At 64.0% G+C, this 26,991-nt stretch carries 33 protein-coding genes; 24 read left to right on the top strand and 9 right to left on the bottom strand.

The genetic code is table 11. The features are described from left to right. Window positions 1-98: 98 nt before the first annotated feature. The 5 genes from M9978_RS12895 (at window position 99) to M9978_RS12880 (ending at window position 3,840) form a co-directional block, all read left to right on the top strand. A complete protein-coding gene (locus M9978_RS12895; protein WP_254293821.1) occupies window positions 99-506 on the top strand; it encodes a helix-turn-helix domain-containing protein in 408 nt (135 codons plus the stop codon). A 2-nt stretch (window positions 507-508) separates the two neighbouring features. Next, window positions 509-1,135 (top strand): GntR family transcriptional regulator, encoded by a 627-nt coding sequence (locus M9978_RS12890; protein ID WP_254293819.1) that lies wholly within the window; start codon window positions 509-511, stop codon window positions 1,133-1,135. A gap of 151 nt (window positions 1,136-1,286) precedes the next feature. Continuing rightward, window positions 1,287-1,406 carry a hypothetical protein gene (locus M9978_RS23550; RefSeq protein ID WP_436977191.1) on the top strand — a complete coding sequence of 40 codons (120 nt, stop codon included), beginning with the start codon at window positions 1,287-1,289 and terminating at the stop codon, window positions 1,404-1,406. An 86-nt stretch (window positions 1,407-1,492) separates the two neighbouring features. Further along, complete coding sequence (locus M9978_RS12885) at window positions 1,493-2,101, top strand: lasso peptide biosynthesis B2 protein (protein WP_254293817.1); 609 nt, start codon at window positions 1,493-1,495, stop codon at window positions 2,099-2,101. Continuing rightward, window positions 2,101-3,840: an asparagine synthase-related protein gene (locus M9978_RS12880; protein WP_254293815.1), complete on the top strand. Its 1,740-nt coding sequence runs from the start codon at window positions 2,101-2,103 to the stop codon at window positions 3,838-3,840. The genes M9978_RS12885 and M9978_RS12880 overlap by 1 nt, the downstream gene beginning before the upstream one ends. Window positions 3,841-3,845: 5 nt before the next feature. On the opposite strand, the gene M9978_RS12875 is transcribed toward M9978_RS12880, so the two are convergent. From M9978_RS12875 to M9978_RS23360, 9 genes are all read right to left on the bottom strand, one after another. Continuing rightward, window positions 3,846-5,030: a Fic family protein gene (locus tag M9978_RS12875; RefSeq protein ID WP_254293813.1), complete on the bottom strand. Its 1,185-nt coding sequence runs from the start codon at window positions 5,028-5,030 to the stop codon at window positions 3,846-3,848. Between the two features lie 158 nt (window positions 5,031-5,188). Further along, a complete protein-coding gene (locus M9978_RS12870; protein WP_254293811.1) occupies window positions 5,189-7,246 on the bottom strand; it encodes an Atxe2 family lasso peptide isopeptidase in 2,058 nt (685 codons plus the stop codon). A gap of 56 nt (window positions 7,247-7,302) precedes the next feature. Then, window positions 7,303-9,909, bottom strand: a complete 2,607-nt coding sequence (locus M9978_RS12865) for a TonB-dependent receptor (protein WP_254293809.1) — start codon at window positions 9,907-9,909, stop codon at window positions 7,303-7,305. Between the two features lie 97 nt (window positions 9,910-10,006). Further along, a complete protein-coding gene (locus M9978_RS12860; protein WP_254293807.1) occupies window positions 10,007-11,074 on the bottom strand; it encodes a FecR family protein in 1,068 nt (355 codons plus the stop codon). Beyond that, on the bottom strand, window positions 11,071-11,625 hold the full coding sequence (locus M9978_RS12855) for an RNA polymerase sigma factor (protein WP_254293805.1): 555 nt from the start codon (window positions 11,623-11,625) through the stop codon (window positions 11,071-11,073). The genes M9978_RS12860 and M9978_RS12855 overlap by 4 nt, the downstream gene beginning before the upstream one ends. 237 nt (window positions 11,626-11,862) lie before the next feature. After that, window positions 11,863-12,216 carry a MarR family winged helix-turn-helix transcriptional regulator gene (locus tag M9978_RS12850; protein WP_254293803.1) on the bottom strand — a complete coding sequence of 118 codons (354 nt, stop codon included), beginning with the start codon at window positions 12,214-12,216 and terminating at the stop codon, window positions 11,863-11,865. Between the two features lie 2 nt (window positions 12,217-12,218). Continuing rightward, window positions 12,219-13,148, bottom strand: a complete 930-nt coding sequence (locus M9978_RS12845; RefSeq protein ID WP_254293802.1) for a phytanoyl-CoA dioxygenase family protein — start codon at window positions 13,146-13,148, stop codon at window positions 12,219-12,221. Then, a complete protein-coding gene (locus M9978_RS12840) occupies window positions 13,145-13,771 on the bottom strand; it encodes an acyl-homoserine-lactone synthase (protein WP_254293800.1) in 627 nt (208 codons plus the stop codon). The genes M9978_RS12845 and M9978_RS12840 overlap by 4 nt, the downstream gene beginning before the upstream one ends. A 77-nt stretch (window positions 13,772-13,848) precedes the next feature. Further along, complete coding sequence (locus M9978_RS23360) at window positions 13,849-14,598, bottom strand: helix-turn-helix transcriptional regulator (protein ID WP_254293799.1); 750 nt, start codon at window positions 14,596-14,598, stop codon at window positions 13,849-13,851. 352 nt (window positions 14,599-14,950) lie between these two features. On the opposite strand from M9978_RS23360, the gene M9978_RS12830 reads away from it, so the two are divergent. The 19 genes from M9978_RS12830 to M9978_RS12740 all read left to right on the top strand — a co-directional run bounded on the left by M9978_RS12830 (window position 14,951) and on the right by M9978_RS12740 (window position 26,935). After that, window positions 14,951-15,226 carry an AbrB/MazE/SpoVT family DNA-binding domain-containing protein gene (locus M9978_RS12830; RefSeq protein ID WP_254293797.1) on the top strand — a complete coding sequence of 92 codons (276 nt, stop codon included), beginning with the start codon at window positions 14,951-14,953 and terminating at the stop codon, window positions 15,224-15,226. Beyond that, window positions 15,223-15,621, top strand: coding sequence for a type II toxin-antitoxin system VapC family toxin (locus tag M9978_RS12825; protein ID WP_254293795.1), 399 nt, complete (start codon window positions 15,223-15,225; stop codon window positions 15,619-15,621). Before M9978_RS12830 ends, M9978_RS12825 begins: the two co-directional genes overlap by 4 nt. 262 nt (window positions 15,622-15,883) lie before the next feature. Then, window positions 15,884-16,795, top strand: a complete 912-nt coding sequence (locus tag M9978_RS12820) for a DUF7146 domain-containing protein (RefSeq protein WP_254293793.1) — start codon at window positions 15,884-15,886, stop codon at window positions 16,793-16,795. 33 nt (window positions 16,796-16,828) lie between these two features. Next, window positions 16,829-16,975, top strand: coding sequence for a ParB N-terminal domain-containing protein (locus tag M9978_RS12815; RefSeq protein ID WP_254293791.1), 147 nt, complete (start codon window positions 16,829-16,831; stop codon window positions 16,973-16,975). Next, complete coding sequence (locus tag M9978_RS12810) at window positions 16,966-18,852, top strand: ParB/RepB/Spo0J family partition protein (protein ID WP_254293790.1); 1,887 nt, start codon at window positions 16,966-16,968, stop codon at window positions 18,850-18,852. The genes M9978_RS12815 and M9978_RS12810 overlap by 10 nt, the downstream gene beginning before the upstream one ends. A gap of 177 nt (window positions 18,853-19,029) precedes the next feature. After that, window positions 19,030-19,275, top strand: coding sequence for a type II toxin-antitoxin system VapB family antitoxin (locus M9978_RS12805; protein ID WP_254293788.1), 246 nt, complete (start codon window positions 19,030-19,032; stop codon window positions 19,273-19,275). After that, a complete protein-coding gene (locus M9978_RS12800) occupies window positions 19,275-19,679 on the top strand; it encodes a type II toxin-antitoxin system VapC family toxin (RefSeq protein ID WP_254293786.1) in 405 nt (134 codons plus the stop codon). The genes M9978_RS12805 and M9978_RS12800 overlap by 1 nt, the downstream gene beginning before the upstream one ends. A gap of 157 nt (window positions 19,680-19,836) precedes the next feature. Continuing rightward, window positions 19,837-20,706 (top strand): hypothetical protein, encoded by an 870-nt coding sequence (locus M9978_RS12795; protein WP_367305084.1) that lies wholly within the window; start codon window positions 19,837-19,839, stop codon window positions 20,704-20,706. A gap of 47 nt (window positions 20,707-20,753) precedes the next feature. Next, complete coding sequence (locus tag M9978_RS12790; protein ID WP_254293784.1) at window positions 20,754-20,930, top strand: hypothetical protein; 177 nt, start codon at window positions 20,754-20,756, stop codon at window positions 20,928-20,930. 100 nt (window positions 20,931-21,030) lie between these two features. Next, window positions 21,031-21,276 (top strand): type II toxin-antitoxin system ParD family antitoxin, encoded by a 246-nt coding sequence (locus M9978_RS12785; protein WP_254293782.1) that lies wholly within the window; start codon window positions 21,031-21,033, stop codon window positions 21,274-21,276. A 155-nt stretch (window positions 21,277-21,431) separates the two neighbouring features. Further along, window positions 21,432-21,689 (top strand): type II toxin-antitoxin system Phd/YefM family antitoxin, encoded by a 258-nt coding sequence (locus M9978_RS12780; RefSeq protein WP_254293780.1) that lies wholly within the window; start codon window positions 21,432-21,434, stop codon window positions 21,687-21,689. Beyond that, window positions 21,686-22,069 (top strand): type II toxin-antitoxin system VapC family toxin, encoded by a 384-nt coding sequence (locus M9978_RS12775; protein WP_302053985.1) that lies wholly within the window; start codon window positions 21,686-21,688, stop codon window positions 22,067-22,069. Before M9978_RS12780 ends, M9978_RS12775 begins: the two co-directional genes overlap by 4 nt. 248 nt (window positions 22,070-22,317) lie before the next feature. Next, window positions 22,318-23,508 carry a DUF932 domain-containing protein gene (locus M9978_RS12770; RefSeq protein ID WP_254293777.1) on the top strand — a complete coding sequence of 397 codons (1,191 nt, stop codon included), beginning with the start codon at window positions 22,318-22,320 and terminating at the stop codon, window positions 23,506-23,508. Between the two features lie 69 nt (window positions 23,509-23,577). Next, window positions 23,578-23,859: a DUF5983 family protein gene (locus M9978_RS12765; protein ID WP_254293775.1), complete on the top strand. Its 282-nt coding sequence runs from the start codon at window positions 23,578-23,580 to the stop codon at window positions 23,857-23,859. After that, the gene (locus M9978_RS12760) at window positions 23,859-24,179 is read left to right on the top strand and encodes an RNA polymerase sigma factor (protein WP_254293773.1); all 321 of its coding nucleotides are present in this window, start codon (window positions 23,859-23,861) and stop codon (window positions 24,177-24,179) included. The genes M9978_RS12765 and M9978_RS12760 overlap by 1 nt, the downstream gene beginning before the upstream one ends. Before the next feature lie 28 nt (window positions 24,180-24,207). Further along, entirely contained in the window at window positions 24,208-24,396 is a 189-nt protein-coding gene (locus M9978_RS12755; protein WP_254293771.1) for a hypothetical protein, read from the top strand. 62 nt (window positions 24,397-24,458) lie between these two features. Continuing rightward, the gene (locus M9978_RS12750) at window positions 24,459-25,331 is read left to right on the top strand and encodes a hypothetical protein (RefSeq protein WP_302053984.1); all 873 of its coding nucleotides are present in this window, start codon (window positions 24,459-24,461) and stop codon (window positions 25,329-25,331) included. Between the two features lie 150 nt (window positions 25,332-25,481). After that, a complete protein-coding gene (locus tag M9978_RS12745; RefSeq protein ID WP_254293767.1) occupies window positions 25,482-25,739 on the top strand; it encodes a hypothetical protein in 258 nt (85 codons plus the stop codon). A gap of 725 nt (window positions 25,740-26,464) precedes the next feature. Further along, window positions 26,465-26,935, top strand: coding sequence for a DUF736 domain-containing protein (locus M9978_RS12740; RefSeq protein WP_254293765.1), 471 nt, complete (start codon window positions 26,465-26,467; stop codon window positions 26,933-26,935). Window positions 26,936-26,991: the final 56 nt, after the last annotated feature.

Genomic DNA, 26,991 nt, shown 5'->3' with positions numbered 1-26,991 from the left:
TTTGCCGCAGTTCGATTTGACCGAGGTGTGTAACACACCTTAGCACGCGTTCGACCAAGCCTTGGGCAGGGCGTATTCTCCTTCCGGAGGCGCGTAAGATGTCGATCACCGGCGATGACCTCGATGCTGAAGGCCCGCTGTCCTTTGTCAAGGAACGCTCGGGCCGACGGATCGAGGAAGCGCGCAAGCGCGAAGGGATCACGCAACGGGAACTCGCAAAGTCGCTTGGCATCGGCGTGCGCTGGCTTCGGGAAATCGAGTCCGGCAATCCCAAGGTCCGGCTCGACGATCATCTGCGTTGCGCATTCCAGCTCGGCATCTCGACCGGGCACATCCTGATCCCGCTCATGTTCGCCAGTCAGAAGATGGCGTTCCCGCGCCAATTGGCCGGCGACCTCCGAGAGTTCGAGCGCCTTTGTGTCGAGATCATCGCCAAGCGACAGCTCGAACAGCTGACCGCGGCGCTGACGCCGAAATGGCGCACGCCGCTTGCCGTATCGGGTTGAACATGCCGCCCGACGCCAGCACCCAGGAACGCGTCTATCGCGCGCTCAAGGCCGAATATCTCGACGGCATCTTCCATGCCGGGATGCGGCTCGACCTGCATGCCGTGGCCGATCGGCACCGCGCGAGCACGACGCCGGTGCGCGAGGCGATCCAGCGGATGGTCGGCGAGCAGCTCTTCGAATCCCATCCCGATGGCGGCATCCGGGTCGTCTGCCCCGACATCGATGGACTTGCTTCGCTCTATGTCTGGAACGCGCAGCATCTGCTCGGCACCTTGCGCCTCGCCGACGCGGGGCATCTGCGGGCATCGATGCGGCTATTCCGCGAGCGGGCACCGGGTGTCGCACCCGGCGACCATGCCGCCTTCACCGCGATCCTTTTCCGCTCGATCGGGGAAGCGACCGGCAATAGCGAGTTCGCCGATCAGATTCAGCGCATGAACGAGCGGCTCCACTATTCGCGACTCGCCGAGGCCGCACTGTTCGACGATCCCCATCGCGAGCTTCGCACCTTCCTTCGAAACGGCAGTATTGATGTGCGAACGAACATAAGGCGGCGGATCATCGCCTATCACCGCCGTCGTATTGATCATGTCGTTACGATCGCGCGCATGCTCAAGGCTCGATAACTTGAGGAAATAACCCTCCACGCAGAGAGCGCATGTAGCGGGGCCGGATATATTCGGAAAATCTTGCGCAGAATATCTCGCCGGGGGTGCCTTGTACCCGACTTATACTAGCGTGGCCGACATTCCGTCAGGCCATGTGAGGAGAAGTACCATGCGCAAGGAAGTGCTCGTGCTGGGCATCGCCAGCCAGGAAACCAAGGGCGATCCGGTGATCGGTGAGCCCGACACCTTCGAGCTGCAGAAGCTCGTCGCCGGTCTTTCCAACGACTGATCGGGTGGGCGCACGGCGTCTGCCGTGCGCCCTCTTTGGGGAGCGCCCGCATGCATCTCACCAGTCCGGATGGTGTTCATTTCTGCTTGCTCGGCGAGCGTTTCATCTTCCTGGACGTCGAGCGTGACCGCTATTTCGCGGCGTCGCCTGAGGCGACGCTGGCGCTGGTCCGCGCGATGGACGGGACGTCGGTCCTGGGTTCTGATGAGACCAGGCTCCAGCCGCTGCTCAATGAAGGTTTGTTGTGCCTGAGCCCCGATGCTTCGCGGCCGCTTGGCGAGACCGTCGTTGTCCCAGCAACACGCGATTTGAACTCACGAGGCACCGCGCGGCTCGGCCTGAGCTTGCTAGCAATATTGCTGCAGCTTCGTGCGCAGCGTGAACTGCGCCGCCGCGGTCTGGCGGCGGTGATCGCGAGATGCTTGCAATCGACACCAGGCGTGCGCCGTCGAGGAATCGAGGACATCGCCGCGGCCGTTCGAACTTCGAATCTGATCATTCCGGCGCACGAGCGCTGCCTCATGAAGTCGATCGGGCTGTTCGATCTGCTGGTCCGCAGCGGACATCGACCGACCTTGATCCTGGGCGTGCGGGATTGCCCCTTCACCGCGCATGCCTGGGTCCAGCTCGGCGACATGGTGATTGGTGACGAGCAGGAGCGCGTCGCGCGTTACCGGCCGATCCTGGCGATCTGATGGCGCTCCAGTTTCTCGCCGTCGTTGAGCGCAGCAAGGGCAAGCGCGCCACGATCGAAATCGAGCGCATGGCTGAGCTCGGTTTCACGGCAGTGCCGACGGCCGGGCGATTGGCGCTGTGGGTCAATGAACCGACGCAGGTCATATCGACCGGCTCGGGCCGGGCGCACCTGCTGGGCCGGCTGTTCACGCGTTCGGATCGGCCTGCGCGCGTCACCGCGCTGGATGCGACGTTCGAGCAGCACAGCGAACTGCCCACGATTCTGTCGAATCGGTTCTGGGGCCAATATCTCGCGATCTCGCAATGCGCGCTGGACTCCGTGCAGGTCTATCGCGATCCCAGTGGCGCGCTTCCCTGCTATGTGCGGGAGACCCCCGACGCGATATTCCTGTTCTCGGACCTCGATCTGGGCATTGCGGCGGGTCTGGTCGATCCCGAAATTGACTGGGACGCGATGGTCGCGAGCCTGTTGAGGCCGGCGCTTCGGCGGGCCGAAACCGTATTGCGCGATCTCTACGAGATACCTCAGGGCTGGGTCCTCGGCATCGGTGGCGCGCAATACGCCGCGCTGCGACAGCATTGGTCGCCGTGGGACTATGTGCAGCCGACTGGCCTGCGCGGGGCGGATCTTCTCGAGGCGCTGCGGGGGACCGTGATTGGAACCGTGCGTGCGCTCGCCGGCGAGTTTGATCGCATCCAGCTTTGCCTGTCGGGCGGTCTCGATTCTTCGATCGTCGCGGCTGCACTCGCCGGAACGGACACGACCTGCCTCAACCTTGTCTCTCCGGGCCCGGAAGGCGACGAGCGCGGATATGCCAGGCTCGTCGCCGAGCATCTGGGACTGGAGCTGGTCGACCGGGACTATCGGCTGGACGACATCGTGGTCGGGCGCTCGAGTGCGATCCATTTGCCGCGGCCGGTGGGATCGCCGGGGCGCCAGGCGCTGGATCAGGCGAACCGCCGGCTTGCAGATGAGGTTTCGGCACAGGCCGTCTTTTCCGGCAATGGCGGCGACAATGTCTTCTGTTTCACCCAGTCAGCGGCGCCGATCGTCGATTGCTTGAGGACGAGCGGGCAGCGGAGCAGGACCTGGCGTACGGTCGCCGATATCTGCGAGCTGACGGGCTGCAGCGTCTGGGAGGCGCTGTCGCACGCATTGCGCAAATTGCCACGAAGCGCCGTACGCCATCGTTGGCCGGCCGATCTGAGGTTCATCCATCCGGACCTGGCGGGCGCGGCGAGCGCCGAAGAGGCGCAGCATAGCTGGCTCGAAGCGCCCGTCGGCGCCCTGCCGGGACGGGCCGCGCACATTGCGGCGCTGCTGCGCCCGCAGAACTTCAGCGAGGGATTTCCCCGCGCCGAGCCGCTCGAATTGATCACGCCGATGCTGGCGCAGCCGATCGTCGAGCTGTGCCTGTCGATCCAGACCTGGCAATGGGTCGAAGGTGGTTGTGATCGCGCGGTCGCGCGGAGGGCATTCGCAGGGCTTCTGCCGAAGGCGATCCTGGACCGGCGATCGAAAGGTGGCCCCGGCGCCTTCTATCGCCAGATTGTGAGCCAGTTCAGCAACGAAATCCGCGAACGACTGCTCGAGGGCCAACTCGCGCGCCAGAACCTGTTGGACCGCAAAGCGGTGGAAGCATTTTTTGCCGCCCCGATTGACGCACATGGTGACGCCTATGTTCGGCTCCTGGTGCTGGCTGACACGGAAGCCTGGGTTCAAGCGAGAATACGCTGAGTCCTTCAGGCCCGCCCGGCATCGACCGGGTAGAGGCGCGGGAGCCAGCGTTCCGCCACATCGACCGGGAAACCAAGGCGTAGCGGTGCACGGCTGCTCGTTGAAACAAGCATGCCACGGTCAACAAGCGCTGCGGTGACCATTCGCGCAGCGCGCTCCTCATAGCCGGTGAGTGAAGGTATGCGGCCACGCTCGACTTCTCCGGCGAGCACCGCTTCACGCAGCACCATGAAGCTGCCCCGTGGCAGCCTCTTGGCGCGCACTTCCTCGTCGACATGCTGCTCGATTCGACGAAGCAACACCTCGGGCTCGAGCAGGTCGCTCATAAAGGCGATCTGATCGATCGCGCGGTCGAAGAAGAACGCACAGAAGGCGATGAGACCGCGCTGTGTCAGATTGCCGCGTCCATCGCGATCGCCCTGTCGCGGGCTGTCCGCAGCCATGAGCAACTGTTTGTAACGGGTTTCCTCGCGGGCGAGGCCCCGCGCCACCGACCAGAGGCTGGTTCCGATCCCGAGTCTTTTGAGCAGCGCATGGGACATCAACCGAGCGACCCTTCCATTCCCATCAAGGAACGGGTGAATCCACAGGAAGCGATGATGTACGGCGCCGACGGCCTGGATCTGGCGCAAGCGCGACAGGGACGGAGTGTTATAGGCGGTATCGAACCGGGCGAGAAAGCGCGCCAGTTCGTCAGCCTGCGGGGGGATGTGGCGGCCGACCTGAACGTCGCGGGTGCGCAACTCGCCGGGCACGACTTCGAGCCGCTCGCCGGAGTCCGGATTTTCGACCCACAGCATCTCGGACGGCAACCGCGCGCAGAACTCCCGATGCAGCCACCGCGCATAATCGGCGGTCGCGGGCCAGATATCGGGATCCTTCCCCTCGTCGATGAGCCGCTGAACATGGATATGCGCAACCGCTTCCTGCTGTAGCTCGCGCTTGCGAGGCTCGCTGGAGAAGTCGTCTGCGAGTGCGCGGTCGATGTCGCGCGGATGCGTGTCGTGCCCCTCGATCAGGTTGGAATAATAGCAGTTCATCGACCGTACGAGGGTGCCGATCGACTCGCGCAGGATCGGATGGATGCGGCGCGCCAATCCGCTCGATTCCGTGAGCAGCGTGGCCGTGCTGTCCTCAAGATCGCGAACCGCTTCCTCGGGCAGCATGGGTTCCATCGCAGCGATATCCATGCCATGATTATGCCGGTATTCATGCCGGTTGTATAGCGCAGAAATCCTACAAGAATTGCAATTCTTCGATGATTAATTTGCCGGTTTATTTTCCGCTTCCTACGGTCAGTTGCTCCGGGCAATGCCGGGCCGGGCCGACTCCTTGATCTTCCTGCGTACTAGGGTGAACGAACCAGCGAATCTTTAAGAAGGCTTTCCCAACGCGCCGTTTCGCCAGGGCGAGCGAAGGGGCCGGCATCGCCCTTTAGCCAAAAGCTGAACCAGGCGATGTTCCGGCGATACATGGCAAGACGATGCGCCGGTTGCCATTTGCTGTGGTGCTCGTCTGGAAACACGATCAACTCCATCGGAGCCCCGGTTTCGCGCAGCGAGGTAAATGTCTCGAGGCTGCCCAGATATTCGTCATCGGAAGCTTGAACGAGTAACGGTGTCCGGAACCGCGTGGCATTTGCCGCGATGGAAAACGGCCCCCAAAAATCAGCCGCTGAATCCGTGTAGCGGGGATAGGTGTAGGATCTGAGCCTGGCCGCGCCTCGCGGACCGAGCAACGGCATATGCGTCTTCGGCTCTTCGCAGCAGGAGCTCAGCGCGGCAGCCGCAAAGAGCGAGCTGTTCAGCAGCGCATATTGAGCGGAAACGCTCCCGTCGCTGAAGCCCGTGATGCCGACGCGTTTGGGGTCGATGAGCCCGCGTCGATCGAGCCGGTCGATACCTGAGGCGAAGGCCGACATCACGCTCTTGCGGTCCGCCCAGTCGCCGTAATTGAGCCTGGCGCGCTCGGCGAAATCGCTGGTTGGCGTCAGCTCCGAGACATAGCCCGGCCGCTCGATGCTCAGCACGGCGAATCCCTGCGCCGCGAGCGCGAAGAGCGGGTATTCATTGCCCGTACCGCCGCGCAGAAAGCCGCGCGTGCGGTATTGCACCAGGATCAGCGGAACTCGTTCACCGGGCTTGCGCGCCGGTGGCATGACCAGATCGCCATAGATTTCGATCCCTCGATTGTTGCGCCACTCGAGCCGTTCCACCGAGCCCAGATGCAACTGGCGAAAGGCAGGATTGGGATCGAAGATTTCGCCGATTGCACCATTCGCCGGATCGATGCTCACGATCCTGCGCGGGCGCGACGATTGCTCCAGCGCGCAAACTAGTTGATGCCCCGCTGAGCGGCACCCGAGCAGCAGGTCGCGAGTGGTGAGAATATGCTGCGGCTCGCCTTCCCCGGGCGTCCACCTGTACAGCGCCGTCTGGCTGCTGCCCCAGCCGGTTCGGCGCTGGAACCACAGCTGCTTGCCATCTGGGTGCCACCACAATCCCGCGATCTGTCCCTGACAGCTTTGGGCGTCGCACCGGATCGTTGCGCCGGTGCTGTTACGGACGTGCAGGGTGCCGTCGGCAAAAGCGCGGTTGGAGTCCTTTGGTGCGACCCAGGCGACGGCATTAGGGGTTACCGCGGCCCAGATCGCACCGTCGGGTGCTGTGCCTGCCCGCGCGAACGCATCGCGCTCGCTGGCAGTTGGGACCAGCACCTGACCTCCAAGCGTGACTTTCTCGACTCGCATTTCCGCTGGCTCGCGGTGCGAGGGCCGGTTGCGGGCGATGGGCGACCATCGTTCGTCATAGACGAAGCCCGAACGGCCCTCTGTCTCGAGTTCTGCCAATGCGGCGGCGCGATCGGGGCGCGTGTGGAAGACAATCGCGGTGCCGTCAGCACTCCATTCGAACGCCTCGACGTCCGCCGATGCGTTGGTCAGTCGCCGGCTACCGCTACCGTCCGCCGACGCGATCCACAGCTGATTCGTGGCGGCCAGCCGCTTGAGAAAGGCGACGCTGCGGCCATCCGGCGACCAGCTTGGCCTGATCAACTGAGGCTCTCCGCTCGGATAATTTGCGAGCGCGCCACGCTGAAAATAGGCCCGGATGAGCTCGCCGCCGCGGTCGATCGTGACCGGTTTCGCCGGCGATCTCAAATCGACGACGAGCAGTTCGTGACAAAAGCTGTTCGACGCCGGATCCGCGCGCCGCACCTGAAACGCGATGTGATTGCCGTCAGGCGAGACGCCGATCGGACTGTCATTGAGGAACAGGTCAGCGGTCGGACCGATGTCGCGAAGTCGGGCGAGGTCGAGCGGGTCGACGCCTCGCCCAGCGTTCGCTCGTACCTCGCTGACAGGCGCGTCATCACCATCGCAGGCTGCCCGTGCCGGCAACGCGACCAATGAGATGGCCGCGACTACGGTTAGACCGGCCGTTCCCAGACAGACTCGGCGCGCACTCACCATTGCTTGCGCACCGTGAAGCTGAAGAACCGGCCGACCGGCGAGTAATTGGTCGAGTCGTAGGTCGGATCGGTCGCGAGCGAATTCCGGATGCGGTCGGGCGCCGTATTGAGCAAGTTCGACGCGGCCAGCGAGAGTTCCAGCCGGTGGAAAGGCGAACCCTCGGCATCGACCCGATAGGTGATTGCCGTATCGAGGGTCGTAAACGATCCGACATCGACGAACGGTGTGACCCGGCGATCTTCCGTGCCGCCCACATAGTTGAGGTAGGAGGTCACAGTGAGCCCGCCGTCCTGCCAGCTCAGACCGCCGCGCGCGCGCCAGTGCGGCGCGCGGAAGATCGTTCCAGCCAGTTGAACCGTTGGCTGGCCTTCGACCAGCACTTGCTCACTCTCGATGTAGCTGCCGCTGCCGAGCAGGGTCAGCGTGCCCGTCGAACCGATCCCGAACCCATAGCGAACGCTGAGATCGAAGCCCTTGATCGCCTGACGCGTCGAGTTGCGCTGGCGATTGTCGACGATCGCCACGACCCGCGTTGCATCGAATGGTGTTCCCGCCTGGTTCGACAGCCCTGCCGGCGCATTCGCCAACGCCGCGGTAACTTGATCAGCCGTGGGCGAACGCGTGATCAGGTGCGCATAATTGGGATCGGAGAAAATCCCCAGCGTCGAGGCGATCGGCGCGATGATCCGGTCCCGATAGCCAACGTCGAAATAGCTGGCTTCGATCACCGCGCCCGGCAGAAAGCTCGGCCGCCAGGCAAGCGCCAGCGTGAGATTTTCGGCTCGCTCGGGTTGGAGGCCTTCCGCGTTGCCGCCAGTCATGTGCAACACGGTCGATCCGGCCGGGAAAGCCGAGGTGCCGTAGGCCGTCGCGAGGCGCAGCGCCACGGACTTGTACTGGAACTCCTGATACAGGGTCGGCGACTTGAACGACTGGCCCCAACTGGCCTTCAGGTCGATGTCACGCACCGGCGAGTAGAGGATGCCGAGCTTCGGCGTCGCGACACCTCCGAATGACTCGTAATGCTCGTAGCGAACCGCGCCGCTGAGCGTCAGCCGGTGAATGAAGGGCACCGAATTGTCAGGCTCGATGATCGGTGCCCGGACCTCGGCAAATCCGTAACTGCTGGCGCGTGAGCGCGTGAAATCCGCGGAAACCCGCGTCGTGCCCGCCGTGATCGACCGCGTGAATAAATCAAGCGTATTAGATCGATATCCGCCACCCAGCGCGATCTGAAGCGTGCCGCCGGGCAGCGAAGCCAGCGAGCCGGTGATCCCCGCCTCGCCGGCCTTCAGGATGTCATTGTAGTCGACAAGCGCCGTGATCGCGATTGCGCCAGCCGAATAGACATTGGTCTGCACCTTTGTGCGGCTCTCGCCATAGGTGCCTTCGATATAGGCCTCCCAGCCCGGCGCGATGTCGAGCGCGAGGGACGGCGAGACCGAAAAGCTGCTGATCTTGGGCTCCGCCGCAGCGCCGTTGATGAGATAGCTCGCCGTGGTGGACGAGGCCAACTGGAGGCGCGACTCGCGACGCATCCAGGTCGCGTCGATCTCGAGGCGGACGGCATCGCCCAACTGCTGATAGCCGCTCAGGATCGCGGTAGATTGCTTGAGGCTTGGGACGAGCGTCGCCAGCGGATGAAGCGTCCGGGTGACCTTGCGGTCGCCAGCCAGAATGTGTGTCGAGCGGCTGAAATCTCCGGTCACCAGTAAGCCGCCGGTTTGCCAGTCGGTGCCGGCTGCGAGCGAGTATTGCTGCTGCTCGTTGCCGCCGTCGGTCGATAGGCCTGCTCGGGCTGAGGCCTGCACGCCATTAAAACTGCGCTTCAGGATGATATTCGCGACCCCCGCGACCGCGTCGGATCCATAGATCGCGGAGGCGCCATCGGTAACGATCTCGATCCGATCGATCGCCACCAGCGGAATCGCCGAGATATCAACGCCCTGCGAGACGGCATCATAGGGCAGGCGATGGCCGTTCAGCAGAGTCAGCGTCGCGTCTGGTCCGAGGCCACGCAGGTTGAGGGTCGAAGACGAGGTGGTGTTCTGGTTGGTGCCGCCCTGATTGCCGCCCCCGGCGACCGTCGGATTCTGCCCGCCCGAGAAATTCTGCGGGATCGACCGGATGACGTCACCGAGATTGGAGAAGCCCGCATCCTGCATCTCGCGCTGCTTGAGCACGATCGTCGGCGACAGCGGGGTAGGACCCGCAATCCGCGAGCCAGTGACGACGATGCCGGTCGACTCCGCCGGGCGTGCCTCTACTTCGCCCGACGGCGCCGATCGCCCCTGGATCAGGATCCCGCCATCATCGAACCGCGCGACGAGGTCGGTTCCGCGCAGCAGGAGCTGGACGGCTTCAGCGACCGTGTAGCTTCCGCGCAACTTGGGTGCGCGCTTGCCTTCCACCGCCGCCGCCGGGAAGACGATCTCCCGGCCGGACTGCCGTGCCACTTCCTTCAGTGCATCGGCGAGGCTCTCCGCCGGGACCACGAATTCCTGCCGCTGGCCGCCCTGAGCGAGCGCGACCGTGCCGGTCAGGATCAGGGCATAGGCCGCCCCCGTCATCAGGCGCCGCCGCAGCATGAAGTTCGTCATCATCACTCCCCCGATTTTCTCGCCCCAATGCGGGGCGTGTCAGGGGAAGGACGCGGGCCTGTGCCCAACTACGGGGCGGCCCCCGCAAAAAATTTGCTCAGCGTGGTTCCAGCACAATGCGGGAGGGGTCGCTTCGGTTGACCTTGAGGTCGAACACCGCGGCGCTTCGCTCGGCCAGCTTGTCCGTGTCGCTGATCTGGAAACGGCCCGAGACGCGAATTTCACCGATGGCTGGATCGGAGAAGCGGATCGGAATGCGCCCGAGGCGATTGGCTTGCGCGACAATGTCGGCGAGCCGGGCGCCTTCGAATTCGCGCAGTGTCGCGCTGCCCGGTTGTGACGCCATCGCACCCGGTTGTTCGAGGCTCATCGCAGTGTCGGTGGCACTCCCCACAGCCGATGCGGGGACGATCAACGACTGGCCCGGTGTCAAGCGTCGAGCGGTCTTGGAGCCACCTCCGGCACTGACGACGTCGACGCTTCCCTGAAGCAGGTTCACCGTGACGCCTCGCTGTGGCGAGATCGCGACGTCAAACACCGTGCCGCGCGCCGTGACAAGCGTGCCGGCGGCGGCGACGGTGAACGGCCGCGCTTCATGCGCCACCTCGAACCGTGCTCGGCCGCGGATGAGCGACAGGTCGCGCTTGCCGTCACCGAACTTCACCTCGAGCCGGCTCGCGGGACCGAGCGTGACCGCCGAGCCGTCGATCAGGCGCTCGACCCGGCTCTCCCCGGCAGGTGTTTCCAGCACCATCGCGGCATAGGCGACCGGGCGGCTTGTTGACGCGCTTGTATCGGGACCGGGGTTCGTCAGCCCAGGCAGGTCGGCGCTCGTGCTAATCAGCCAGCCGGCGAGCATCGCTGTCGCCGCGACTGCCGCGAACGCCGCGACGCGGCGGCCCTTGGCCGGCGCTTCAGTCGCGAGAAATTCGGGCGCTTGCGAGGCGACGGTGTCGAGGTGATCCGCCTCGAGCATCTTGCCCATGCTGAAGATCTCGGCGGCGCGATTATAGGCCCCGCGGTGCAGCGCGCCGCGCGTGAGCCATGCCTCGAACTGCGGCCGGTGAGCCTCTGCCTCCGGTCCGCGCATACGGGCGAACCACAGCGCGGCTTCTTCCGTCAACTGGTCGGGACGTTCGCGGCCGGGTGGGGGATTGGTGGTCATTTGCGGTCCAGAGCCTCACCAATCCGCACGATTGCCTGTGCGACATGCCATTCGACCGTCCGTGTACTGATCCCGAGCTGCGCGGCAATCTCCTTGACGCTGCGCTCGTCGACCCGGTGCATCAGAAAGACCTCCCGCAACCGCGGTGACAGCGCATCGACTGCGGCGCGATACTGCATTCTGAGCTGCTCCAATTCGATCGCATCGCCCTGATCGGGACGGACCACCGGTTCGATTTCTTCCAGCGGCACGGTGACCGGGTGCGTGGCGGCTCGCCGGCTTCGGTCGATCAGCAAGTTGCGGATGATCCGCTTGAGGTAAGCCTCAGGGTTCTGCAGCCCGTCGAGCGAACCCTTGCTGGCAAGGCGCGCGAACGCATCATGGACGATGTCGTCGCATTCCTCGCGCCCGCGATTGCGCTTGCGCAGATAGCGCGAGAGGTTCCTGGCGCTGTCTCGATAGAGCGCGGCAAGCCGGCTTTCGTCGGAGATTGCGCCGTCACTCGCGGCTGCGCGCGGCAGGCTGGACCCCAGCACGATGTCACGCGCCACTTGGGGTAAGCGACGTCAGCCGCCTGGAATCGTCGATCGACCATGAAAACACGAGCGCAGCATCCCTCGGATGCCGGACAGGGAAGCCAATGCTTGCGGCGAACCTTCTGGTTCAGCGCTCGTGATGCCAGGCAGGCAAGTTGCAGAGAACGGCCGCCGGCAAAATCCGTCTCGTCGTGAAATTGTGCCTCACATCGGCCTGGGGTGCAAGCCGATGTGAGGCCGCAATTGCGGCCGCTACCGCAATAGGGTCCGCAGCTCGGCAAAGCACGTGTCGAGCATCGCCGTCGTGTCTTCCGACAGCCGTACATGGATGCGTCGGCCATCATCGGGGTCGGGTGAACGGACGAGCAGGCCCCGCGCGACCATGCGGTTGATCGTATTGAGACCCGTGCGAGGCGCCGTCGTGGACGCCCCGCACAGGCTGGTGAGCGAGATCGGCTTGCGCTCGTCCCGCAGATATAGATCGAGCAGCATGTCCCAGGCGGGCGCCGAATAGAGTTCCATGCCGAGGACGCCGCCGATCACCCGGTGCATCCTTCTGGCAAGCTGCGCGATCTCCGGCAGATCGCTGCCGCGTTGCTCGGGCATGCTCAGACCCTGATGCCCGATGCTTCGCCATCCGCCCCTAAACCGAATTCGCCGGCGTAGAAGCGCTCGATCAGCGCCTCGTGTTCGGGTCGGAGGGCGTCGACCGCGCCCTTCCGCCGCCGGCCGGTCTCAAGAAGGTCGGAGGCGCAACGCCCCTCATAGGTACCGAGATTGGGACGATGCGAACGGTAGCCCGCAAGTTCGGCAAGTCCCCGCGGAAATGTGCGCGCCAGTTCCGGGGGATAGGCGAGCCAGGGAAGCTCATAGGGTTTCAGCCAGCCGAGGCTGTAGCTCACGATCATACCGCGCCGCGAGTGTGCGGTGTGGTTCGCGCCGCCAGCGTGCAGCGTTGATCCGAGGAACAGAAGCGCTGCACCCGGCGCCATCTCCGCGGCGATTGCATCTTGGGGATCGAGCACAATCTCGTCCTGCCGCTTGTGGCTGCCCGGCCAGACGATCGTCGCGCCATTGTCCGCGCTGTATGGGGTGAACGGCCACATCACGTTGACCAGATATTCGAGGCCCGGCTGGCGAACTGGCCACATGTCCTGATCGCGATGCGGCGGCTGCATCTTTCCGCCCGGCAGGATCTCGATCGCCTGGGTGAGGTTGAGCTGAATGCACTCGTATCCCGGCGCCAGGATTTGCTCGACGATCGAGAGAATGAGCGGGTTGCGGACGAACGCGTCCATATGACCTGACCGGCCGAGCAGCCCGTGAAAGCGCTTGGTCCAGGAGCCGTAGAACGGTCCCTGCGAGCAGGGCGTCTCGGCAAAGGGCCGCGCGAGATCTTCGCTGAGCGACTGGACAGCGCGAGGCGAAGTCGCTTCCGGGATGATGCAATAGCCCTCGTCCAGGAGCTGCTGGAGGTGGATATCCGCCGCCGAAGTTGCGGCTTGCGGTGCGGCCGAAGCCGTGGCTGCCATATTCATGCTGCCAGCGCCTCCGCCTTGTCGACGATCGTCAGCCCGGACGGGTTGTAAGTGCCCGTCTCGGCGAGAATTCGTGGCGTGTCGGCATCGAGCTGGATCTGCACCGCGCCGGTCGCAACGCCGTCGATCATCTGGGGCGTGCCGAGCAGCCGGCAATCCCATCCCATGGCGAGGATCTGGCCAAGCCACCCCGAATCCGCCACGCAGGTGAACGCGGTGATCCCATGCGCGAGCCCATAGTCGATCGCGGCGCTGATCAGACGGTTGCGAAGGCGAAGCCGTTCGGCGGCACGAAGATCGGGCGAGAGACAGCCGCGGGTGATTTCGAGGATGTCGGGACCGGCCGGCACGGCGCCGTCGCATAGAAATGCGAAGCGGTCACCGAGCAGGTGTGGCCGGTCGGTCCGCAGCAGACGGAACGAACCGAGATGGACGCCATCCGCATCGGCGCTGACCAGATAGGTCGCGTCGCGCGTATCGAACTCGTCGCGCTCATACTGGCCGGCGATGACCGGTACATTCCATTTGAGGATATCGACGAACACGCGTTTGCGCACCCGGTGCATATCGTCGAGGATTGGGCAGCTGCCTGCCGGCTGGCACCCGTTGAAAATCTGGATCATCTCTTGCTCCCGCGCTGTGGCGGAAGCTCAGTTGTACGAGTGCGGACCTGCCTGACACCCGCTAGGTAGAGGGTTGCCTAGCGGCGAAAGACCTCTTCGTAGGAAATCTGTCCGTCGAACAGCGCCCGCACGATCAGGAATGGGCGCTGTGCATTGCCGTAAAGCCGGCGGACGTTCTCGACATGCTCATGTGCGGTCGGGCGGGAGATGCCGAGTAGCTCGGCGATCTCGGCATCGCCCTTACCACGCGCGATCAGCACCAGCGCGTCGCGCTGCCGGTCGGTGAGGACAGGAACGCCGGTGGCGAGTGGGTCGGTGCCATGACGCCGCAGCAAGCGCCGACCGGCTTCGAATGCATAGGTCGAGATCATCGTCGCCAGGGGAAGCGCGTCCCGGGTCAGGCGCTCGAGCGATTGGGCACCGAAGGAGCAGGTACCGCGATACTCGCCGGGCACATGGACGGGCACTGTGAAGCCCTCCCCGAGACCAAATTGCCTGGCGAGTTCGAGGATCTTGCGGTCCCGGTCGCTCAGCCGGATCATCGATTCGACCTGCGACCAGAAAAAGCCGGTCGCGGTGCGGGTGCTGGCGCGATGGATCGGGTCATTCGAATAGTAGCGCTCGGCGAGGGATTTTTCGATCCAATCTGGATGATAGTTGGTCAGACGCAGCGCATCTTCGGGCGAACCGCGCAAATCGACGTGATGTCCCATCGCAAAATGCTCGAATCCAAGGTCGCGCGTAGCGGCTTCAAGACGCTCCTGAAGTTCCTCCGGCTCTCGGACGTCGAGGAAGGCATTGATTTGATTATATAGATTCTTTTGCACTGGTTTGCCTCGTCTGATCTCGCTCTAGGCCTCCTCTCCAAGGATCGGAAAAAAGATAACATATTCTGTCTTTTAAGCGCTGCGGATTTGCTGCCAATCTTGCGCGAATATCGCCGAAGGGAAGGGTGGATTGTGAAGGGAAGGAGCATGCGGTGGCTGCCAATTCCCGAACGCTCGACGCCCGTAGCTAAGCGCTGATTTTCAGCGGCGCTGGGTACTAGTCCAGCAGTTGCGGGCTAAAGTGCATGGTTTGAGTATTGTTTCTCTCGTTCGAGCGCAGGCTACGCGTTAAACCGCCGCTTGAAAATAATGCAGTTTAGCATTACAATCTAAGTGATTTGGAGTACACACCATGGCGACATTGACGGTCACAACGCGCGGGCAGGTCACGTTCCGGAAGGACGTGCTTAAGCACCTTGGGATCCAGCCCGGCGGCAAGATCAGGCTCGACCTGCTACCAGATGGGCGGGCGGAACTGAAGGCCGACCAGGGCAAAGGCTCGTGGCGAGAGTTGAGCGGCATGCTGAAAGGCAAAGCTAACGGCGCGCGTCTCTCAATCGAGGAGCTCAACGACGCTATCGCTGATGCTGGCGCTGAGGCTGGAATTGCCGGAATCGAGCGCAAGTGAAGATCAGCGTTGATACCAATGTGCTCTTGCGTCTCATCGTTGGAGACGACGAGGCGCAGCAACGGACGGCGGCCGAGGCACTGGAAAGGGCTGAGCTGGTCGCCGTCAGCGCTCATGTACTCTGCGAATTCGCTTGGGTGCTGGAGAGAAGCTATCAGGTCGCAAAGCCGGAAATTTCCATTGCGATCCGCCGGATCCTCGAAATGCGCAACGTCGTTGCTAACCGGCCGACGGTCGAAGCGGGCCTCGCTGTCCTCGATGCCGGCGGGGATTTCGCGGACGGCGTGATCGCCTTCGACGGCCAATGGCTCGGGGGCGACACCTTCGTCTCCTTCGACAAAAGAGCCGCAAAGCTGATCAAAGCGCATGGAACCGCAACTCGGCTGCTGACCTGACTGCTTGCAGGTCGTGCTCACAGAGTTCGTTCCGTTCGTCGAAACCAAGGCCGCGCCATGGGACCATCACTGGATACCGACGGTACGCAAACTGACTGCCGATTTCTCGAAGCTCTTCGGGCGTCCACAAGCAATGCGCTATCTGGATGTACCTTGGATTTCATCCGCTATTGAGCAGCGCGAAGGTCGCGCTGCATGGCGGCCAATCTTGCGCGATTAACGCCGAAGGGAAGGGTGGGTTGGCGAAGGGAAGGAGCACGCGATGGCTGCCAATTCCCCGACGATCGATCTCGAAACTGCGGCACGTGAAATCGTCGAACGCAATGGCGGCCTTTGGCGACCGCACGGCGCGATGTGCCGCTGTCCCGCCCATGACGACCGAACGCCGAGCCTGTCGGTCAGGGTCGGAAAGCGGAGCCTCCTGTTCAAATGCTTCGCTGGCTGTGAGACCGCCGATGTGCTGCGGGCGCTACGCGGCAAGCGGCTGGCCGTGCCAGTTGCCGTCGGTCAGGGAGCGTCAACGGCTGTGGCGCCGAGCCGGGACTACTCCGCGAATGCCCGGGCAATCTGGCACGATGCACAGCCTCTCCAAGGGTCACGCGGTCAAGCGTATTTTCGAAGCCGAGGGATCGCCGAGCTGTCGCCCTCGCTGCGATACCATTCCGCCACTCCGCTCGGGCAGGGACGAGCGGCACGATTCCGGCCTGCCGTAATCGCGGCGGTGCATGAGGCCAATCGCGTGGTGGCCATCCAACGGCTGTTCCTCCATCCGAGCCGACCCAAACTTGCGCTCGACCTTCCCAAGCCAAAGCTGACGCTCGGCCGGCCGTTGGCCGGGGCCGTGATGCTCGCGGAGGCGGGCGAGGAACTCGGTCTCGCGGAGGGCGTCGAATCCGCGCTTTCAGCCGCGGTGCTGCTCGGCATCCCGGTCTGGGCAACCCTCGGCAGCGAGCGCATGCCGCACATCGCGATCCCGAACAGGGTCCGGCGGCTGATCCTGCTGCCGGACGCCGATTTTGGCGGCAGGCTTGGCGAACAGCGGGCGCGGGAGGCGTATGACGCCCGCGGGTTCGAGATCGAGACGATCTGGCCATGGTTTGGCCTCAAGGACTGGAACGACGTCCTTCGGGCAAGGGAGGGAGGGGGAAGAGACTCTGCGCGGTTTGCGGCCTGAGGGTCAGGTCGCCCCGCGCTGGAGTTGAACCCCATGTCCAACATCATTTTCGTCAAGGCGGCCAATTGCGAAAAGTCGCTGTCCAATGTTCGCAAATCTTCCGACCCGGTGGCCGATGCGCAGCTCGCCGCCAATATCGCCGCCAATGGCCTGATCCAAAATCTGGTGGCGTGCCGGTAGCCCGGAAGAAAGGCCACTATCGCATCCTCGCCGGCGGGCGCCGGCTCGACGGCGTCCATGCCAACATGGCGGCGAGCATTTTCCCGGCCGACTATGAAATCCCGGTCCTGGTGCTCAAGGATGCGAAGGACTCGATCGAGATCAGCTTCTCCGAGAATTTCTTCAATCTCGAGATGAATCCCGCCGACGCCTGCCGGGCGTTCCAGGACATCATCGACATCGAGCACAAGACGCCGGCCGAGGTCGCCAAGCGCTTCGGCTTGACCGAGCGCTTCGTACGCGGCCGCCTGCGGCTCGCCAATCTCGCCGAGCCGGTGTTCGAGGCGTTGCGCGAGGGGTCGATCACGCTCGATGTCGCGATCGCCTATGCCAGCACCTCGGATACCGCGCGCCAGACGAGCGTGTTCGAGCGGCTCAGCGGCAACTACCATTCGAGCAATATTCTCGAAATCCGCCGCATGCTGGTGGATGGTGGCTACAAGGGCAGCGATCCCAAGGCGCTGCTGGTGGGGCGCGAAGCCTATGAGGATGCCGGCGGCCGCATCGATGGCGATCTCTTCACCGACGCGGCGAGTGAAATCTGGCTCGACGGTGAGATCGTCGATCGTCTCGCCCATGACGCGCTGCAGGTTGCAGCTACAGCCTTGCGGGAACGCGAAGGCTTTGCCGAGGTTCGCACCGTTTCCGCGCTGCACGTTCCCTATATGGAGACCTGCAATCTCGGACGAGTCTATGGCGAGCCCGTGCCGCTCAGCGATGAAGCCAAGGCTCGCAAGTCCGCGATCGAGGCGGAGCTGACCGCGATCGAGGCGGCGGCCGAGGAAGCCGAGGAATATTCCGAAGAGCAGACCGAGCGGATCGAAGCGCTCGAGACGGAACTCGAGGCGATCGGCGATACCGGCCACACCATCAGCGACGAGCAACGCGCTGCGGCGATCGCCTATGTCGTGATCGGCTCGGACGGACAGCCCCGGATTCACGAGCAGCTCTACGCACAGCCGGTCGAAGCCGACCCGGCGGACGACGATGCCGGCGAGACCGAGGGTGAAGCTGATCCCGCCGATGACGTCGAGGAACTCGAGCAGGTCAAGTACAGCCAGAAGCTGTGCGACGAACTCGCGATGATGAAGACCGAACTGCTCGCGGTGCATGTCGCCAGCGACCCGCATTTCGCGCTCGATCTCGGCACTTTCATCATGGTCGACAACGCGACCCGGTTGACCAGCAATTACGGGATGCCGAGCGAGCTTCGCGCGAATTCCCCCAGCGCGCGAGTCCATGGCTTTGAAAGCGGCGCGCCGGCCGCGGAAGCCTGGGCGAAGCTCGACGAAAGTCTCAACCGGTCGTGGATCAGCCATAAGGAAGTCGAAGACCGGTACGACGCCTTTTGCGCACTGGATCAGGCCGAGCGGGCCGCCTGGCTCGGTTGGGCCGTCGCTCGCACGCTTCACGCCGTGCCCGACGGTACGGCCGGAAGCTCGTTCCTCAGTCATCTCGGCCGCAAGCTCGGGATCGATGTCGCAGCATGGTGGCGCCCGACCGCGCGCAATTTCTTCGACCGGATCACCAAGCCCGGCATCCTGAAGCTGTTCGAGGAGATTGGCGGCATGGAGCTCAAGAGCCGCTATGCCGCGTCTCGCAAGTTCGATCTTGTGGCATCGGCCGAGAAGCTGTTTGCGGGGCAGGTGATTGCCGAGGCCGACGTCAAGGCGCGGGCGCTTGCGTGGCTTCCCGCCGCGATGCGCTTCGGTGAGGCGGAGATTGACGCGGAGCAGGTCGACGATACGGTTGCGGACGGCGAAGCGCTGGCCGAGGTCGCGGAGCCGGCCGCTGCCAGCGCGCATGAGGCGGCGGACGCGCTGTCGCAGGCGGCCTGAACCTCGTCGGGATGAGGCTGGGCCGGGCTTTTGCCCGGCCCAGCTACAATGCCATGCCGAGCAACCATGGCTTGGACTACGCGCCACAGGAGGGGCGGATGTGATCTGCCCACCAGAGCTTGCACAATCGGGCGATCTATCTACATTTTGATGAAGTAGAATCTACATGAGGCTAAAATGGCGATAAACGTCAACAACGCGGAAGCGGACGCGCTGACGCGCAAGTTCGCAGGGATTGCGGGCGTGGGGATCACTGATGCGATCGTCATCGCGATGAGAGAGGCTATCCAGCGGCGTTGCCGGAGCGAATCCCCTCGCGAGACGGCTGCACGCCTTTTGCAGGAGCATGGCATCGCGTCGACCGCAGCTGCCCGGAAACCGCTTCCCCGTAAGGTCTTTGACGAGATGTGGGACGAGCGCTGATGTATCTCGACGCCTGCGCCATCATCGCAATTCTTTCGGACGAGAAGGAAGCGCAGCGCGTTTCGGATGCGATCGAGGCTGCGAGTCTGGCGTTCACCTCTTCGATCGCCGTGCTGGAGGCGGCAATCGGTCTGGCCCGGCCCGAAAAGTTCGGCGCGTCGGTCGAAACGACCGGGGCGATCATCCTTGAATTTCTGGATGAGCGCGGAATCGAGCTGCGAGACATGCCACCGGCAGTCGAGACCACGAAACTGGCGCTATCTGCCGCCCACCGGTTTCGTGCCGGACGTTTTGGTCTCAATCTGGGCGACTGCCTCCACTATGCCTGCGCGAAATTCTATCGCGTTCCCATCCTCGCGACCGATGATGAGTTTCGTCAGACCGATCTCGAGACCGTGCCTTAGGACCAACCGAGCTGGATCAATCGAGCCGAAGATCGCTGTCTGATCTCGGCGAGCGTCTGATCGTCCCTTGTGAAATGACCGCCAGCCCAGCGGAAAGGGGAGGGAGGGAGCTATAGCTGAAGGCCGACGGCCTTCGTCCTAGCTCCGGAGGCTCCTCATGTCCTATCCGCTCCTTGCCGCCATCGATTCCGACATTGATGCGCAGCTCGATCCCGTTGACTCCAAGCCTTGCCTGCTCGGCCAAATTGCCGGCTTGCTGGCGGAACGGATCGTCAAACGCCAAGGCGTATCACGCCGCGTTTTGACGCGTCTCATGACCGAACTGTTCGGCGCTGGCGACGCGTCTGGCGCCTGGAGCATGCGCGACGCTTATGACGCGCTTGAGGTGGCGCAAGTACTCGCAATGCTGCGCCAGGACACGGACCCGGTTGGAAATGCCTATGCCATGCTCGCCTCGATCGAGGCAGAGTGCCGGGCACTTCCGACCCAGAGCTATCGCAGCGAGCGGCAGGTCGACCTGCAGCAATTCTCGACGCCGATGCCGCTCGCGTGGCTCGCCGCGCGCGCCGCGGCCATGCAGACCTCCGATCTCGTGCTCGAGCCTTCGGCAGGGACGAGCATGCTCGCGGTCCATGCGCGCGTTGCTGGCGCTCGCCTGATGCTGAACGAGCGCGATCCGCATCGCGCGGCGCTGCTGGAGCGCGCTCTCGGCGAGCCAGTCACGTCGCATGATGCAGAATTTATCGACGATCTGCTCGGCACCGAGATCCAGCCTTCCGTGGTTTTGATCAATCCGCCCTTTTCGCGCAGCGAGGGCCGCGGTCGGGACCGGCATGCCGGCGCACGTCATTTGCGCTCCGCGCTGGCACGGCTGTCCCACGGCGGGCGTTGCATCGCGATCATGCCGCCCGCCTTTGCCCATGATGGCACGGCGGCGAGCAGCTATGACGCTGTCGCGAGCCTCGTGCCGCCGCGTACCGAGATCACCATCACCGGGCAGCCCTATGTCAAGCATGGGACGGCCTAGCCACTGGGCCTGGACCGGCGTTACAGGCACATTGAATGAGATCGACCATGACCGAGCAGACTTACGACATCGGCTTTCGGAGCATCATCGCTGAAGCGGTCCACGAAATGATGAGTGGTGCTCACGACGCGAAAGTTGTGTCCCGCGAGACGTTGCAGACCTTCGATGAATCCTGCTTTGTCTCAGCGCAGCCCTCGGCGCGGCCCGAAGCTGGCGGTGCGTGAACGCGAGCAGCGGGACCTATCGAACATGAGGTTGTGGTTTCATGAATGTTCGCAACATCGCACCTATTGCTATGAACATCTCCGAATAGAGGAGCGCGGGATGGGCACCGATCGCAAGACGATCACATTGACCGATCAGCAGGATGCGTGGATTTCCGCGCAAATCCAGGCTGGTCAGGACACTAATGACAGCGAAGCGATCCGCGATCCAATTCGACTTGAGAATGAACGAAGGTCCGAAACCGAGACGATCCGCAGCGCGCTCATCGAAGGTGAACAGAGCGGCGAACCGGCTCCATTCGACTTCGCCGCGTTCAAGCGCCGCAAGACCGGGCGACATGGCTGACTTCCAGCTCAGCCCTAGCGCCGAGTGCGATCGAGGTGGCGTTCGATCATGCTGTAGAACTTTCGGGCCTTGAGCAGGCGCTGCGACGCGCCGGCAAAATACTGACTTGGGCCTTCAAATGGTCCAATTTCATCGTGCTTAGATGAGGTGCAGCGATGCAGGTGTCCGTCAGCGATGCACAGGGCCAGCTTTCCGAACTCGTCCGCCGTGCCGAGGCTGGCGACGAAGTTATCCTTACGCGCGATGGCCAGGCCGCAGTTCGGCTAGTGCCGGTCAGAAAGGTCGCAAGCGGGACGGCGCGGCGAGAGTTGCTCGATGCGGTTCGCAAATCCGGCGCGGCCAAGGCTGCGTCCGGGCCTGACGCGGCCCATAGCCAGGACTTTCTGTATGGCGAGGATGGATTGCCCTCTTGAACGCTATCGATACCTCGGCGCTGATGACGATCGTTCTCGACGAGCCTGATGCCGCCTCCTGCATCGACGTGCTCGAGGCCGAAGACGATATCGTGATTTCCGCCGCAACCGTTGCGGAGGCATTGATCGTCGCGGGGCGGCGCAACGTCGAGCCGGAGGTCAGGCGTTTGATCGACGGGCTTGGTTTCGAGATCGTCGATGTCACATCTGCCACCGCGCTGCGCGTTGCCGAGATCCATGCGCGCTGGGGAAAGGGAATCCACCGCGCCGCGCTGAATTTCGGCGATTGCTTTGCCTATGATCTTGCCAGGGAGCGGGGATGTCCGCTGCTCTTTGTCGGCAATGATTTCGCGCAGACGGATATCGAAAGAGCTGGCTGAGGCCGTTCGGCATTGCCTGTATCTGGCTCACCACCCTTGCTATTTAGGCGGTTTTGGGAGGCGGCTGGTACGCCATTTCGCTGAATACGTCGAGATCGAGACGACGCGAACCGCGCTGATGAGTGTACTCGACTGCGGCTTGCGCTGACATCTCTACGTCGCGCGACGGATGCCGGGGCGGTCAAAGAGGAGGGGGCAGGGAGTTGCGAGGTCCGGCTTTGGATCTCACGACATCCAGGAGATCCCTCATGAACATGCTCGCTCCCGTCGGACGCCCTGTCTCGGCGCCGTACAAGGTCGATATCAGCCGCGGACAAAATGTGAGCCGTGTGTCCTCGGAATGGTTTTCGCGTCCGGACGATGAGCGCTTCCTCTCGCTCGACAGCCTCTATGACCGGGTCCGCAGCCGCGCCGAGGGTGCGACGACCCGGGTGGTGGAGAGCCGCGCGGTTCGGGTCGAAGCTCGCAGCGACGATCCCGAGCGGCTGACATTGCACGTTCCCGACCGCGCGGAGCCTGTGGCGCCGACGAATTGGTCGTTTGGCCAGCTCTGCAGTCTCGTCGGCGCGCCGGCGTCCTACCTTCGGACACTCCCGGCGGCGCTTGCCGGGATCAACATGCAGCATGGCCTCATCGCGCATCGTGGCGAGCAGGTGAAGCTTCTCGAAACCAGCGATGGCCGCGCCGAACTGCGGGCTGTGACCGGCCCGGACTATGGCCGCATCTGGGATCATGAACTGGTCGCGGCGGTCATGCGCATTGCCGGCAACGGCACTGGCGACACCCGGTGGAAGGTGCCGGGCGTGCTCGACTGGAGCACGATGCACTATAACCCGCATGTCTATGTCTCGCGCGATACGACGACGCTCTATGCATCCGACCGCGACGTGTTCCTCTTCCTCGTCGACGACACCCATCCGATCGAGGCGGGCAAGCTTCCCAATGGCGATCCTGATCTCTACTTCCGCGGCTTCTATTGCTGGAATTCGGAGGTGGGGTCGAAGACGCTCGGCATCGCCACCTTCTACCTCCGGGCGGTCTGCATGAACCGCAATTTGTGGGGCGTCGAGAATTTCGAGGAGATCAATATTCGTCACTCGAAGTTCGCCGCGAACCGGTTCGCGCATCAGGCCGAGCCCGCGTTGGCGCACTTCGCGGACTCCTCGCCTGCCCAGTTCATCAGCGGGATCAAGACGGCGCGCGAACGCATCGTGGCCCGCACCGATGAAGATCGCTCAGCGTTCCTGCGCAATCGCGGATTCTCGAAAGCCGACGCCGGGAAGGTGATTGCGACCGTGCTGGCCGAGGAAGGCCATGCGCCCGAGTCGCTCTATGACTTCGTGCAAGGCGTCACCGCGGTCGCGCGCGGGAAGGCACACCAGGATGACCGGCTCGACCTTGAGGGCAGGGCCCGAAAGTTGCTGGAGCGCGCCAACTGACGCCGGCGTGGCTGCATCTGCGGCCGTCATTTTCCGCGTCGCGGACATTGTCATTTGGAGGTGAACATCATGCCGATCGGCAAATTTGTCGTGATCGGTACGATGCATGTGCGCTGTGCCACGGCGCAGCGTCTGAGTGACTGGGCTCTGCTGACGGCCGCCGACCAGCCCCTGGCGGTGTCCGCGACGCCTGGTGGGTGGTTCCTGCCGACCCATGAGGTCGAATGCGGCGCTGATGTGCCGCCCGAGCTTCACGCCATCCTCGCCTTCGGCCGGAAGCATGGCTGCGGCTATGTGCTCTTGGACTGCGACGGTCCAGAATGCGCCGCGTTGCCCGTGTTTCCGTGGTGATGCTGTTCTCGACGTCGGCCGGGCCGACGTCGAGAGACCGGCATCGTTCGACGACGGACCAAGTCTGTTCGCTGCCGATTGGCGGTTCACCCAACAAGAGGGATCATGCGATGCAGCAGGATGAAAAGGCTGCGCGCGTGCGCGCTGCGCTCGACGCATTGCCCGACCGGACAAGGACCGTCTTCCGGCTGCACGGTGTGATCGGTCTGGAAATCTCCGACATCGCCCGGGGTCTCAACATTCCGGCTGCCGAGGTCGAACAGCATCTGGCCGACGCCCTGGTGGCGATCGCTCATGCGGTCGATGACGCGTCTCGCTGATCCCGCCAAGCCTGAACGGGAAAGTTCAATGCAACAGCTATCGCCATTGCGAGCGCGCCTTGCTTCGTTCGAACATGCCTATGCCGTGGCGACGCGGCTGCGCCGTCAGACCGGCAGGGACCAGTTCGTCGTGCGGACAGGCGATCCCTTGCAGCCGGTCCGGATTACCGAGACGCCGCCAGTGGCGTCCGGCGATCTCATGGCGCGGGTGCTGTGATGCCGGCTTTTGCGCGGGCGCCAACGATCGCGGCGTGGGGCGCTGGCGTCGACTCGACCGCGATGATCATCGAGCTGGTCGCGCGGGGCGAGGCGCCGGACGTGGTGCTGATGGCCGATACCGGAAGCGAGCGGCCTGAGACCGATGCCTTTGTGCCGCTGTTCAGGGCCTCGCTGGATCGTCAGGGCGTCGAAAACCATGTCGTTCGCTATTTGCCCAAGCGGTTCAAGCATTGGCCGCCTTATGCCAGCCTGCTCGAGAATCTGCTGACCAATGGCACTTTGCCCTCGATCAGCTTCGGGCGGCACAGTTGCTCGCAGAAATGGAAGATCGCGCCGCAGGACCGCTGGACCGAGAGCAGGCGGCCGGCTCAACTGGCCTGGGCGCGCGGCGAGCGCGTGGAGAAGCTGATCGGCTATGATTGTTCGCCCGCCGACAATCGCCGCTATGCGCAGCGTGAGGGTCAAGACGATCCGCGCTATGCGTTTCGCTATCCGTTGCGCGAATGGGGCTGGACGAGGCACGACTGCGCGCGCCGGATCGTGCGCGAGGGGCTGCCGGTGCCGGTCAAATCCTCCTGCTTCTTCTGCGTGGCGATGAAGCCGGACGAGGTTCGGGCGCTGCCGCCTCATTATCTACGGCTGATCGTGCTGGTCGAGGCGCGCGCTGCGCCGCGGCTGCGCAGCGTGGAGGGGTTGTGGCGCTCGCGGGTGCTCGGCCGTGGGGGCGCCGAACCCCGGCCTGGTTCGATGACGGCCTTCATCCGTGAGCAGGGGCTGTTGTCCGAGTCGGAGGTTGACCGCATCATCGTCGAGGCGCCGGCCGAGTTGCTCGCCTTTCAATGCGCGGCTGCGAAGCTCGACATCGGTTCGCGGGAACCGGTCGCCGACTGGATCGCGCGGTTCAATGCCGGCCTGGACCGCGCCGCCGCTTGAGTGCGGGTTGACGTTTCCGCCGTTCGCTGACTCATCTGCCGCACAATCCTGGTTGGCATTGATCGGTGCCTGTCATGGTGCGGCCGCGACGGTATCGGGCTGTTGCAGACCTGTTCTGACCGGCTACGCTCGGCGCTGGAGGGTTATTCTGTGCAGTTCCTGGCTGCGATCATCGGCATGCTGGTCAGCGTGCCGCCGCTCATTTTCTTCTGGATCGGCACCGGAACGTTCGTTCGTCCCTCGGAGCGGAGGCTGGCGGTCATCGTCACCCTTGTCTCTGCTGCGCTGCTGGCCCTCTCAGCTGTGCTGTTTTTCACGCGGGCCGTGCAGGCGGTCCAGGGCACTCTCCTTGCCGTCCAGGTGCTGGCCGTGTCCTTGATCCTGCTGACGTACCGCAAGCGCCGTTAGCAAAAACGCGAATTTGGCCTTTTGTCCGGTGGTTGATGTTCCTGCTCGCGCCGATCTTGCGTTGAGCAATGGGCAGGGGGCGCCAGCTTCGGGCTGGCCGGTGCTGGGGAGGGCGGGGTGTTTGGCGGATGCCCGCTCTGCGGGCACCGCGGCCCTATCTCCGCTTCGCTCCGACCGAGCTCCGGCTGCGCCGGATCTCGGCCCTGTCGGGTAACGGTCCGCTTCCGGAAGGGAAGAGCGCGGGGCGGGGTCAGTTGGAGCGGCGGGGCTCTTGGCGGGAGGCGTTCGAGTTCGGCGGCGCTGACCTCGAGATCGATCGCGAGCTGCTCGGGCGCCTTTCTTGCGCCGAGCCGGTCCATGCCATCGTTCAGGCCGCCTGAATTTGCCCGTGGCGCGCGCTTGCGTAGGTCTGGAGGGGAGGCGGGGAGGCGGTGTGTGCCGCCGGGTCGTGCAGCGCGGGACTTCCGCGTTGGCATGCCGGATCTGGTGAAAAGCTGCAGCAGGACGCGCCCGAACGGGAAGGAAGGCGCCTCCCACCATCCGCCGCCGTGCCTCCGGCACGGCCGCCCCGGCTTCCGCCCGGCGGTACGACTTTGCGCGCTGCGATGTCGCGCTTCGGCCTTGGCCGGCGCGCTCCGGGCGAGGCGTCCGCCATAGAGAAGAGAGGGGTCTTTGCGGGTGTCGCTTCGGATTGGCCGAGGCGGCAAACGTCAAAGGAATGAGTCATGAACATCGGTGAATTCAAGGAGAAGAACGGCCGTCTGATGGGCAAGATCGCGACCCGCACGATTGACCTCCCGCAGCTGGGGCTGCGCCCCGTCGAGAGCAGGAACGAGCGGGCACCGGCCTTCGAGATCCTCGCGCTCAATGTCGGCAATCGCTGGGTGCAGGTCGGTGCGCTATGGCAGGCTGAGGCCAGGCACACCACCGGCGAGGTGTTCCTCCAGGGTTCGATCGACGATCCGAGTCTGGCCGAACCGTTGCCGATCGCGCTCTTCGGCACGGTCGAGGAAGGCTATCGCGTCGCGTGGCGGCGTCCGCAGCGGCGCGACGACTTCGGCCCCTCGGTCCGCAGCGGTCGTTCGGACGAGGCGGGTGATGGCCAGGGCCAGGGCGGTTTCGGCGAAAGCACTGCCGGTCGCGAAGGCGAGCTGATGGGCGCCGGCGCCGATCTGGAGGACCAGGTGCCGTTCTGAACGGCGCTGACCGGGCCGGGGGCGCTTGCCGTCCCCGGCCCATTTTTCGTCCCAGC

The organism is Sphingomonas tagetis (assembly GCF_024211275.1).
Lineage (GTDB): Bacteria > Pseudomonadota > Alphaproteobacteria > Sphingomonadales > Sphingomonadaceae > Sphingomonas > Sphingomonas tagetis.
Note: the sequence above shows the minus strand (reverse complement) of the source record. Positions and strands in the feature narration are given on the sequence as shown.

Excerpts from the sequence above, each read along its gene's own strand:
- M9978_RS12895 (WP_254293821.1), top strand. The coding sequence starts at position 99 with ATGTCGATCACCGGCGATGACCTCGATGCTGAAGGCCCGCTGTCCTTT.
- M9978_RS12890 (WP_254293819.1), top strand. The coding sequence starts at position 509 with ATGCCGCCCGACGCCAGCACCCAGGAACGCGTCTATCGCGCGCTCAAG.
- M9978_RS23550 (WP_436977191.1), top strand. The coding sequence starts at position 1,287 with ATGCGCAAGGAAGTGCTCGTGCTGGGCATCGCCAGCCAGGAAACCAAG.
- M9978_RS12880 (WP_254293815.1), top strand. The coding sequence starts at position 2,101 with ATGGCGCTCCAGTTTCTCGCCGTCGTTGAGCGCAGCAAGGGCAAGCGC.
- M9978_RS12875 (WP_254293813.1), bottom strand. The coding sequence starts at position 5,030 with ATGGATATCGCTGCGATGGAACCCATGCTGCCCGAGGAAGCGGTTCGC.
- M9978_RS12865 (WP_254293809.1), bottom strand. The coding sequence starts at position 9,909 with ATGACGAACTTCATGCTGCGGCGGCGCCTGATGACGGGGGCGGCCTAT.
- M9978_RS12860 (WP_254293807.1), bottom strand. The coding sequence starts at position 11,074 with ATGACCACCAATCCCCCACCCGGCCGCGAACGTCCCGACCAGTTGACG.
- M9978_RS12850 (WP_254293803.1), bottom strand. The coding sequence starts at position 12,216 with ATGCCCGAGCAACGCGGCAGCGATCTGCCGGAGATCGCGCAGCTTGCC.
- M9978_RS12845 (WP_254293802.1), bottom strand. The coding sequence starts at position 13,148 with ATGAATATGGCAGCCACGGCTTCGGCCGCACCGCAAGCCGCAACTTCG.
- M9978_RS12840 (WP_254293800.1), bottom strand. The coding sequence starts at position 13,771 with ATGATCCAGATTTTCAACGGGTGCCAGCCGGCAGGCAGCTGCCCAATC.
- M9978_RS12830 (WP_254293797.1), top strand. The coding sequence starts at position 14,951 with ATGGCGACATTGACGGTCACAACGCGCGGGCAGGTCACGTTCCGGAAG.
- M9978_RS12820 (WP_254293793.1), top strand. The coding sequence starts at position 15,884 with ATGGCTGCCAATTCCCCGACGATCGATCTCGAAACTGCGGCACGTGAA.
- M9978_RS12815 (WP_254293791.1), top strand. The coding sequence starts at position 16,829 with ATGTCCAACATCATTTTCGTCAAGGCGGCCAATTGCGAAAAGTCGCTG.
- M9978_RS12805 (WP_254293788.1), top strand. The coding sequence starts at position 19,030 with ATGGCGATAAACGTCAACAACGCGGAAGCGGACGCGCTGACGCGCAAG.
- M9978_RS12800 (WP_254293786.1), top strand. The coding sequence starts at position 19,275 with ATGTATCTCGACGCCTGCGCCATCATCGCAATTCTTTCGGACGAGAAG.
- M9978_RS12795 (WP_367305084.1), top strand. The coding sequence starts at position 19,837 with ATGTCCTATCCGCTCCTTGCCGCCATCGATTCCGACATTGATGCGCAG.
- M9978_RS12790 (WP_254293784.1), top strand. The coding sequence starts at position 20,754 with ATGACCGAGCAGACTTACGACATCGGCTTTCGGAGCATCATCGCTGAA.
- M9978_RS12785 (WP_254293782.1), top strand. The coding sequence starts at position 21,031 with ATGGGCACCGATCGCAAGACGATCACATTGACCGATCAGCAGGATGCG.
- M9978_RS12780 (WP_254293780.1), top strand. The coding sequence starts at position 21,432 with ATGCAGGTGTCCGTCAGCGATGCACAGGGCCAGCTTTCCGAACTCGTC.
- M9978_RS12770 (WP_254293777.1), top strand. The coding sequence starts at position 22,318 with ATGAACATGCTCGCTCCCGTCGGACGCCCTGTCTCGGCGCCGTACAAG.
- M9978_RS12765 (WP_254293775.1), top strand. The coding sequence starts at position 23,578 with ATGCCGATCGGCAAATTTGTCGTGATCGGTACGATGCATGTGCGCTGT.
- M9978_RS12760 (WP_254293773.1), top strand. The coding sequence starts at position 23,859 with ATGCTGTTCTCGACGTCGGCCGGGCCGACGTCGAGAGACCGGCATCGT.
- M9978_RS12755 (WP_254293771.1), top strand. The coding sequence starts at position 24,208 with ATGCAACAGCTATCGCCATTGCGAGCGCGCCTTGCTTCGTTCGAACAT.
- M9978_RS12750 (WP_302053984.1), top strand. The coding sequence starts at position 24,459 with ATGATCATCGAGCTGGTCGCGCGGGGCGAGGCGCCGGACGTGGTGCTG.
- M9978_RS12740 (WP_254293765.1), top strand. The coding sequence starts at position 26,465 with ATGAACATCGGTGAATTCAAGGAGAAGAACGGCCGTCTGATGGGCAAG.